The sequence below is a fragment of the Alkalibacterium sp. m-11 genome (assembly GCF_054658155.1).
In genome coordinates this window covers 1-7,644 of record NZ_BAAGIR010000097.1, presented here as the reverse complement: position 1 = coordinate 7,644, position 7,644 = coordinate 1, and the positions used below count along the sequence as shown (strand labels likewise).

Annotated in this window: 7 protein-coding genes; all 7 read left to right on the top strand. The window is 42.9% G+C overall.

Going from position 1 to position 7,644, the window contains the following annotated elements; all coding sequences use genetic code 11:
- Window positions 1-232: 232 nt before the first annotated feature.
- The 7 genes from obgE to ACYQ2O_RS09235 all read left to right on the top strand — a co-directional run bounded on the left by obgE (window position 233) and on the right by ACYQ2O_RS09235 (window position 7,494).
- A complete protein-coding gene (gene obgE, locus ACYQ2O_RS09265; RefSeq protein WP_346024578.1) occupies window positions 233-1,528 on the top strand; it encodes a GTPase ObgE in 1,296 nt (431 codons plus the stop codon).
- Between the two features lie 19 nt (window positions 1,529-1,547).
- On the top strand, window positions 1,548-2,495 hold the full coding sequence (gene rnz, locus ACYQ2O_RS09260; RefSeq protein WP_346024575.1) for a ribonuclease Z: 948 nt from the start codon (window positions 1,548-1,550) through the stop codon (window positions 2,493-2,495).
- Window positions 2,488-3,279, top strand: a complete 792-nt coding sequence (locus ACYQ2O_RS09255; RefSeq protein ID WP_346024576.1) for an SDR family NAD(P)-dependent oxidoreductase — start codon at window positions 2,488-2,490, stop codon at window positions 3,277-3,279. The genes rnz and ACYQ2O_RS09255 overlap by 8 nt, the downstream gene beginning before the upstream one ends.
- A gap of 78 nt (window positions 3,280-3,357) precedes the next feature.
- Complete coding sequence (locus tag ACYQ2O_RS09250) at window positions 3,358-3,663, top strand: LapA family protein (RefSeq protein ID WP_459796476.1); 306 nt, start codon at window positions 3,358-3,360, stop codon at window positions 3,661-3,663.
- Between the two features lie 16 nt (window positions 3,664-3,679).
- Window positions 3,680-4,543, top strand: a complete 864-nt coding sequence (locus ACYQ2O_RS09245; protein ID WP_091264514.1) for a DegV family protein — start codon at window positions 3,680-3,682, stop codon at window positions 4,541-4,543.
- A 99-nt stretch (window positions 4,544-4,642) separates the two neighbouring features.
- The gene (gene recJ, locus ACYQ2O_RS09240; protein ID WP_346024042.1) at window positions 4,643-6,952 is read left to right on the top strand and encodes a single-stranded-DNA-specific exonuclease RecJ; all 2,310 of its coding nucleotides are present in this window, start codon (window positions 4,643-4,645) and stop codon (window positions 6,950-6,952) included.
- A 29-nt stretch (window positions 6,953-6,981) separates the two neighbouring features.
- Window positions 6,982-7,494 carry an adenine phosphoribosyltransferase gene (locus ACYQ2O_RS09235; RefSeq protein ID WP_346024041.1) on the top strand — a complete coding sequence of 171 codons (513 nt, stop codon included), beginning with the start codon at window positions 6,982-6,984 and terminating at the stop codon, window positions 7,492-7,494.
- Window positions 7,495-7,644 lie beyond the last annotated feature (150 nt).

Genomic DNA, 7,644 nt, shown 5'->3' with positions numbered 1-7,644 from the left:
TAAGAGATTTAATCCATTTGTACGAGCGATAGAGATATTTAAATTATTGAACCGCCGTGTACGGAACCGTACGCACGGTGGTGTGAGAGGACGGTAAATAAATTAATTATTTACCTCCTACTCGATTCAAATTATTAAATAGTCGCCATGTCATTAGATATCATACGAAAATTAGTGTAAAATAAAAGAGATAAGCCAGTGCGTAATGGAGAAAGAAGGGTTAAGCGTGTCAATGTTTTTAGATCAGGTTAAAGTTAATGTAAAGGCTGGAAACGGCGGAAATGGAATGGTGGCATTCCGTAGAGAAAAATATGTTCCCGATGGGGGCCCTGCTGGTGGAGACGGAGGTACTGGTGGAGACGTTATCTTCGTAGTAGATGAGGGTCTGAGAACCCTGATGGATTTCAGATACAATCGTCATTTCAGAGCTGAGCACGGTGAAAACGGTATGTCGAAAGGCATGCACGGCCGAGGAGCAAAGGCTTTGTTTGTAAAAGTTCCACCTGGAACAGTTGTTAAAGATGCCGAAACTGGGCAGATGCTCGCAGATCTGGTCGAACACGGTCAGAAAGCAGTGGTAGCAAAAGGCGGACGCGGTGGACGAGGAAATATTCGTTTTGCGTCACCTAGAAACCCTGCACCGGAAATTGCCGAAAATGGTGAGCCTGGTGACGAAAAAGAAATCGAACTGGAACTGAAAGTACTGGCGGACGTTGGTCTAGTTGGATTTCCATCTGTAGGGAAATCCACTTTATTAAGTGTTGTCTCTCAAGCTCGTCCAAAAATCGGAGCCTATCATTTTACCACACTAGTCCCAAATCTTGGGATGGTACAGTCAGATGATGGACGAAGTTTTGTACTGGCAGATATGCCGGGACTCATCGAAGGGGCTTCTCAAGGTGTAGGCTTAGGGATCGAGTTTCTGAGACACATCGAAAGAACGCGAGTCCTGCTTCATGTTATAGATATGAGTGGCGTTGAAGGGCGTGACCCGGTCGATGACTACTATACGATAAATAAAGAACTCGAGCAGTATGACTTGAAATTAAGAGAGAGACCTCAGTTAGTTGTAGCCAATAAAATGGATATGCCTGATTCTGAAGAGAATTTGAAGACGTTCAGAGAAGAAATGGAAAAGTCCGGGGAAGAAGTAGAAATTTTTGAAATTTCAGCTCTTACCCGAAAAGGACTCAACCAAGTGATGAGCCGGACAGCTGACCTGCTTGAAACAGCTCCTGAATTCCCTCTTTATGAAGAGGAGACAGGGGAAGAAGAACGTGTACTCTATAAATTCACTCCAGAAAACAGAGAGTTTATGATTACAAGAGATTCGGATGGCACATGGGTCATTTCCGGAGACAAGGTTGAAAAACTGTATCAGATGACAAACTTCCAGTTCGATGAGTCTGTCATGAGATTTTCAAGGCAGCTGAGAGGTATGGGGATTGATGAAGCTCTTAGAGATAAAGGAGCTAAAAATGGAGATACAGTCAGACTTGATAACTTTGAGTTTGAATTTGTAGAATAAAACTGTAAAGGATAGTTATATGGATTTAGTATTTTTAGGGACAGGATCTGGAGTGCCGGCCAAACACCGGAATGTTTCCAGCATCGCATTGAAACTGTTAGATGAGCTTAACAGCATCTGGCTTTTTGACTGCGGGGAGGCAACACAGCATCAGATTCTGAAGACCTCTGTTAAACCGAGAAAAATCGACAAGATTTTCATCACTCATATGCATGGGGATCATATCTTTGGTCTTCCGGGACTTCTGAGCAGCAGAGCGTTCCAAGGAGGCGATACACCTCTAACCATATATGGTCCACCGGGGATCAGACAATATGTCTCAATGTCTATGAAATTGTCTCAATCTCACGTGAAGTACCCGATCGACTATGTAGAATTTACTGAAGAAGGCAAGCTGTTTGAAAACAGCCAGTTCATAGTTACTGTCAAAAGGCTGCGTCATGGCATTCCCTCATACGGATTCAGAATTCAGGAGAAAGACCGTGAAGGGGAACTGATGGCTGAAGAGCTGAAAGAACTTGGGGTGCCGTTCGGGCCCCTGTTTGGTCAGCTTAAACAAGGAAAAACAGTTACGCTGGATGACGGTCGTGTGCTGGATGGCAAGGCCTTCATCGGTCCAAGTCAGAAAGGAAGAGTGGTCACGATTCTAGGAGATACTTTGAAAACCCAGAACAGTGTTGAACTCGCACGCGGGGCAGATGTACTCGTTCACGAAAGTACATTCAAAGGAGATGACCAGGGTCTGGCTAGAAGCTACAACCACTCCACCAATATTGATGCAGCCCGAACTGCTCTTGAAGCCGGGGCTGAAAAGCTGCTTCTGACACATATCAGTGCACGGTATCTGTATGCTGACAGCAAGGAGATGGAAAAAGAAGCACGCCGCTACTTCCCGGAATCTTATGTTATGAACGACCTGGCAGAAGTAACTATACCTATTAAGAGAGAAGTGGAGATCAATGGATAGAGTTAAAGACAAAGTGATATGGATCACAGGCGCATCCTCAGGTATAGGAGAGGAACTGGCCTATCAGCTGGCTGAAAAAGGAGCTGTTCTGATTCTAAGTGCAAGACGAACGGATAAACTTAAGCAGATCAAAGAAGACATCAGAAATAAGTATGGTTCGCAGGCTCTTGTCTATCCACTTGATGTGGCTGATACCGATGCAGTTCAAAGAGCCGTAGCGCATGTCACAGATAAGATCGGGAAAATTGATGTGCTGATAAACAATGCCGGATTTGGTCATACAGAAACGTTTCTTGATTATGACTTCTCCAGAGTTGAAAACATGTTCAAGGTCAATGTCCTGGGTCTCATGCTTATGTCTCAGCTCGTTGGGAAACACATGGTTCAGTACCAGTCCGGTCAGATCATCAACGTCGCATCTATTGCCGGCAAAGTTGCAACACCTAAATCGGCTGTCTATTCAGCTACAAAATTTGCGGTTATTGGATTCAGCAATACCCTTCGCCTGGAACTGAAGGATCACAATATTATCGTGACAACTGTCAATCCAGGGCCGGTTGATACTGAATACTTTGATGAGTTTGATCCCGAAGGGGAGTATCTGAAGAATGTCAGCACAGTTGTCCTCCCAGTTGACTATGTCGCTTCAAAGACAATCAAAGCTATCGGCAGACAAAAAAGAGAAGTGAATATGCCAGGGCTGTTAAATGCTGCATCCAAAGTCTACACTCTTTTTCCAAAAACTGGAGATAGGATTGTCCGTACAATGTTTAACAGGAAATAAACACCTGTAATGAAAATCTCTCGAAGTTATGGTATTCTTAAGAAAATAATAAGAGGTAACCGAAAGGAGATTAGCTTTATGAAAAGGCAATGGAGCATGGTGGGGGCAATTGTTCTCTTCTTTGCAATCGCTTTTCTTTCAGTGCTTAATGTTGACCCAGTTCCTATAAACTTCGGCTTTGCTACCGTAGAATGGCCACTCATTATTGTCATTTTCGGATCAGTGCTGCTCGGAGCTTTGATTGCGACATTATTGTCAACTGTAAAGGTTTATAGAGATCAGAGAAAAGATAAAACCAAAGACAGTCAGACCCGGACAGGCAGAAAAACACGTTCAGGCAGGCGGGCATCAGACAGTACTGTTGATGAATCTGATGAATTATAGATAAGGTAGGGGAAAAATGAATAAACAAAAAATTGCTATATTAACCGACTCGGGTTCAGATGTACCTGAACAGATTCGTACGACATATGATGTCAAGGTCATTCCTTTGAAGATCATTTTTGAAGACGGTGAATATGTTGATAAAGTAAACATTACCGCTGAAGAAGTTTATGACCGAATGAGTGAAGAAATACCAAAGACTTCTCTTCCTGATGGAGAAATCATCAAAGGAATGTTTGATGAAATCAAGGCAGAAGGATATGAAAAAGTACTTGCCGTGACGATTTCAAGTGGACTGAGTGGAACGAATAACATGGTCCGCATTGTGGCTGAGCAGTACGAAGGGCTGGAAATATTTGTTTTGGATACTAAAAATATCGGTATTGGTGCAGGTTTTTCTGTTGTGGAAGCAGCACTTCAGGCCGCAAAAGATATAGAATGGGATACAATCAAGGCTAATCTCCAGAAGGGCATTGAAAAAGCGAAAGTTTTCTTTCATGTGCCTACACTTGAGTACCTTCAGAAAGGCGGACGAATCGGTCTGGTTCAATCAGTTCTCGGAAGCATGATGAACCTCAAACCGATCATTACGTGTAATGAAGATGGGATCTATCACACTGTAGCTAAAGTTAGAGGTAAAGCGAAGTCTGTGAACAAAACTATTCAGTTAGTTGAAGAGTTTGCTTCTACAGCTAAAAAGTACAATCTGGCAGTTGCTTACGGTGGGAGAACTGCTCTAAAAGAAGCTGAAGCAATCAGACAGGAGCTGAAGGCCAAGCTTCCTGATTATGAACAGTTCTTCTTTGATCAAGTCAGTCCAGCACTGGGTGTCCACACTGGACCAGGTCTGATTGGTATTGGCGTTCAGATCTTAGACTAATAGAAATATTATGAAACAGACGCAGTAAAGACTTCCTTTATTGTGTCTGTTTTTTTCTGTTATAATGTAGGAACGTGAATCAGACTAGGAGTGAATCGAGTGCTAGCAGAAACAATATGGCGAAATAATACAATCGGTGACGATCAGGCAATTTCAGATCTCGCTGCTGAAATGAACCAGTCAAAAACTTTCATACGCTTATGTATGGCTAGAGGACTGACGACTAAAGAAGACATCAGTCACTTTATGACGCCGACAGCGGAATGGTTTCATGATCCTTTTGAACTGAAGGATATGGACAGAACAATTGAACGGATTCAGAAAGCCATCGAGCTCCATCAGAAAATAACAATTTATGGCGATTATGATGCGGACGGAGTTACAAGCACAACTATTTTATATGAAGCGATCGAGATGCTCGGGGGGAATGTCGACTATTTTATTCCTAATCGGTTTGTTGAAGGGTATGGCCCGAATATCAATGCATTTGAACGCTTAGTTGAACAAGGTACTGAGCTGATCGTGACTGTTGACAATGGGATCGCTGGACACGATGCGATTAATAGAGCGAATGAACTAGGGATCGATGTCATCGTAACCGATCACCACGAATGCCCGGAAAATCTTCCACAAGCTTACAGCATTGTACACCCTAAGCATCCTGAAGGCAGTTACCCGTTTAAGGAACTCGCAGGGGCCGGTGTCAGTCTGAAAGTAGCGCACGCCCTTCTTGGAGAATTGCCCGAAGAAATGATCGAACTGGCTATGATCGGAACGATAGCAGATGTAGTGTCTCTAACTGATGAAAACAGGGCGCTCGCTTACTTCGGCTTGAAGTTGATCAGACAGACCCAGAGAGTTGGGCTTCAGAGTCTATTAAAACAAGCTGAAATCTCCAGGGAAGACATTGATGAAGAAACGATCGGCTTCAGGCTTGCTCCTCCTGTCAACGCCGTAGGACGTTTAGGGGATGCCACGATGGTTGTCGACCTTCTCACTACATATGATGAGAAAAAAGCAGAGGACCTAAGTAGAAAAGTGATGGAGAAAAATAGTGAAAGAAAAAATATAGTCAGTCAAATTACCGGCGAAGCATTATCTAGAGTTGATGCACAGCAAAATGATCAAGTTATTGTATTAAAAGACGAGAATTGGCATCAAGGGGTGCTGGGTATCGTGGCCAGTAAAGTGACTGAAAAGACTGGAAAACCAGCTCTCATATTTTCTGTTGACCAGGACACTGGGATAATGAAAGGCTCAGGTAGAAGCGTGTCCGGTTTCAATCTGTTCGACTGTATGCAGCAGACCAGTCATCTCCTGAGAAATTTTGGTGGACACGAAATGGCCTGTGGTGTCAGCCTTGAGTTGACCAATCTGGAAACCTTCTACGACGCACTCCAGAAAAGTGCGAAGAATCTAGCGGGAGATAGGGCACTGAAGACTGAACTGACAATTGATGTTACGGCAGAATGGGAAGATCTGTCCATCGACCTGATTACGGAACTTGATCAGCTCAGACCATTTGGCCAAGATAACAGAAAACCTCTATTTAATATTTCTTCTGTCGTCCCAGAAGGGGCTCGCTTGATAGGGGCGAATCAGGATCACTTAAAATCGCTCGTTACTAAAAATGATACTAAAATGGATATGATCGCATTTGGCGCTTCAGACTGGTTTGAAGTGTTCAAATCCCAGCCGGAAATAGATATTGCTGGATATGTGTCGATCAATGAATGGAATGGAAACAGAAAGGTTCAGATCCAGGCTGTCGACTTCAAATCCAGAGAAAAAATAGCCATCGACAGACGCCAGTCAACTTTAAAGTCGGAAGTGTTCCTCGATTCTGAAGGCCATTATGTATTCTTTCAGAAAGCAGTATATAATAAGTGGCAGGAACAGATTCATCCAGAAGCTACCTGTCAGTTGGTGGACATGAGCACTGAGTTATATTCGGTCAGCAAAACGACTAAAATAATTGTTGTTGATACTCCAGACCAACTCGAACTTTTCCGGACTGTGTACAGGAATTATGTGAAGCAGTCTTTCTACTTGTATCTTTATTCTCCAAATGAGTACTATTTTAAAGGCATGCCGAAACATTCAACGTTCTCATCTTTGTATAAATGGCTGCGAACAAAGGAAACAGTCGATCTGTCAAAAGACACCAGGGAACTGGTGACTAAGCTCAACATCGATAAAGAAGTCGCTAAATTCATGTTAATGGTGTTTTTAGAGAACGAATTTGTTACAATAGAGGATGGAAAGGTGAGAGTCGTTGCCGATCCGGACCCGAAAAAACTGGAAGACACCAAGACGTATAAAAGACGGCTGGAACAGATTGCTGTTGAAGAAAAATTGGTTTACAGCTCTTTTAACGAATTGATGACTGCCATAAATGACACAAACTAAGTATGTGTAAACATAACGGAGGATTATAAATGGATTTTAAACAATATATTGCTGATGTACCTGACTTTCCTGAAGGGGGGATTGTGTTTAGAGATATTTCTCCACTGATGGCCGATGGTGAAGCTTACAGAGAAGCAACCAGACAGATCGTTGAATACGCTAAAGGAAAAGGGGTCGAAATGATCGTCGGTCCTGAGGCCAGAGGGTTCATCGTCGGCTGTCCTGTTGCCAATGAACTGGGAATTGGATTTGCACCCTGCCGTAAAAAAGGAAAGTTGCCTAGAGAAACTGTCGAAGTGAGTTACGGACTTGAATACGGCAATGATATCCTTCAGCTCCATAAAGATGCGATCAAACCAGGTCAAAAAGTGCTGATCACAGACGACCTGCTTGCTACTGGAGGGACCATAGCTGCAACGATCGAACTTGTAGAAAAGCTGGGTGGAGAAGTTGTCGGTGCGGCATTCTTTATTGAACTTGCTGATTTAAAAGGTCGCGATAAAATTGAAGGCTATGACATTTTTAAATTAATGACTTACTAAATACTGAAAACCCCCTCTCGAGTGAGAGGGTGCTGAAAAAGAAACCCTTTTTAAGGGCTATAAATGGGTAAAATAAATAATCAGTGATTATCTGGTAAATTTCAAGGCATTTACACAGGTAGCACTGATTATTTTTGTTTGTGTTCTATT

Coding starts and splice junctions, on each gene's coding strand:
- ACYQ2O_RS09250 (WP_459796476.1), top strand. CDS start 3,358: ATGAAAAGGCAATGGAGCATGGTGGGGGCAATTGTTCTCTTCTTTGCA.
- ACYQ2O_RS09255 (WP_346024576.1), top strand. CDS start 2,488: ATGGATAGAGTTAAAGACAAAGTGATATGGATCACAGGCGCATCCTCA.
- rnz (WP_346024575.1), top strand. CDS start 1,548: ATGGATTTAGTATTTTTAGGGACAGGATCTGGAGTGCCGGCCAAACAC.
- ACYQ2O_RS09245 (WP_091264514.1), top strand. CDS start 3,680: ATGAATAAACAAAAAATTGCTATATTAACCGACTCGGGTTCAGATGTA.
- ACYQ2O_RS09235 (WP_346024041.1), top strand. CDS start 6,982: ATGGATTTTAAACAATATATTGCTGATGTACCTGACTTTCCTGAAGGG.
- obgE (WP_346024578.1), top strand. CDS start 233: ATGTTTTTAGATCAGGTTAAAGTTAATGTAAAGGCTGGAAACGGCGGA.